This is a genomic window from Bacillus cereus group sp. N21, assembly GCF_016483395.1.
GTDB classification, from domain to species: domain Bacteria; phylum Bacillota; class Bacilli; order Bacillales; family Bacillaceae_G; genus Bacillus_A; species Bacillus_A pseudomycoides.
In genome coordinates this window covers 1-490 of record NZ_JAEHBX010000241.1, presented here as the reverse complement: position 1 = coordinate 490, position 490 = coordinate 1, and the positions used below count along the sequence as shown (strand labels likewise).

The window sequence follows — 490 nt, the reverse complement described above, 5'->3', positions numbered from 1 at the left end:
CCTTGTGGTTCACTTTTCATTACTATGTATTCAAATATGTAGTGAGTTCTTGGTACGTCTGTAAAAGTATACCTTTATAAACAGGGTGGGTACATCTATGAAACATTGAATCATCAAGTTTATAAAGGTGATACGAACTAATTTATAAACGTTTATTTTCAGCGAATACCTTTATAAACGAATGTGATATAATTGCGGTAACAAATGGAAGGAGAATACAAAACGTGGCAAATATTTATGGATATATTCGTGTAAGTACAAAAGATCAAAATGAGCAACGTCAGTTACATAAGATGATGGAACGAGATGTGGAAGCTCGACGAATTTTTGTCGATAAAGCAAGTGGGCGACATTTTGATCGTCCTCAGTATCAATTATTACGAAAAGTATTAAGTACAGGTGATATTGTTTACATAGATGCTTTAGATCGTATGGGACGTAATTATGATGAAGTAATTTCAGAGTGGAAATACATAACAAGAGAATTACA

1 protein-coding gene is annotated in these 490 nt (G+C 32.9%); it reads left to right on the top strand.

The window, feature by feature from the left end; translation table 11 throughout:
* Nucleotides 1-191: 191 nt before the first annotated feature.
* Nucleotides 192-490 (top strand): recombinase family protein (locus tag JDS96_RS30685; RefSeq protein ID WP_199669116.1); only part of this gene is annotated, 299 nt, incomplete at its 3' end.